The 786-nt window shown below is 37.4% G+C and carries 1 protein-coding gene; it reads left to right on the top strand.

Annotated elements, in window-relative coordinates:
- Nucleotides 1–786 (top strand): ATP-binding protein (locus DW922_RS17780; protein ID WP_243032305.1); only part of this gene is annotated, 786 nt, incomplete at both ends.

Raw genomic sequence — 786 nt, 5'->3', positions numbered from 1 at the left:
GACTTAGTCTTGCAGATCAAAAAGCAGAATATGAAAAAAGAAAGAATGAACTTCATTTGCAGACAATGAAGGAAATGGAAGTAGTCAATCAAAAACTGAAAAAGGCAAAGAACGTTGCAACAGAGGCTTTACAGACAGCGGAAAATGCAAATAAGGCGAAAACAGATTTCCTGTCTAATATGTCACATGATATTCGTACACCTATGAATGCAATCATTGGTATCACGTCTTTGATCAGACATGATGCAGGTAATAAAGCAAAAGTTATAGAGTATGCAGATAAAATAGATATTTCATCACGGCATCTGTTAGGAATCATTAATGATGTTTTGGATATGAGTAAGATTGAAGCAGGAAAAACAGTCTTCAAGTATTCTGACTTTTCTATTCTGGATCTTATGCAGGAACTTGACACTATATTTCATACTCAAATATATGAAAAGCAGCAGACCCTTACAATCATAAAAGAAAATATTCAGCATGAGTGGGTGAATGGGGATCAGGTTCACCTGATGCAGATTTTCAGCAACCTGCTTTCCAATGCAGTGAAGTATACCCAGGAAGGTGGGGAAATTCAGTTCTTTGTAGAAGAATGTGAGACAAAGTCATCTGTCTATGCAAAGTACCGTTTCTTAGTTAGTGATAATGGTATGGGAATGTCGGCAGATTTCAAGGATACAATTTTTGATGCGTTTACCCGTGCGGAAAGTTCCCTTACAAATAAAATACAGGGAACCGGACTTGGAATGGCGATTACTAAGAATCTGGTTGAGGCAATGGGAGGTA

This window comes from Clostridium sp. AM42-4, assembly GCF_003480105.1.
Lineage (GTDB): Bacteria > Bacillota > Clostridia > Lachnospirales > Lachnospiraceae > Brotaphodocola.
Note: the sequence above shows the minus strand (reverse complement) of the source record. Positions and strands in the feature narration are given on the sequence as shown.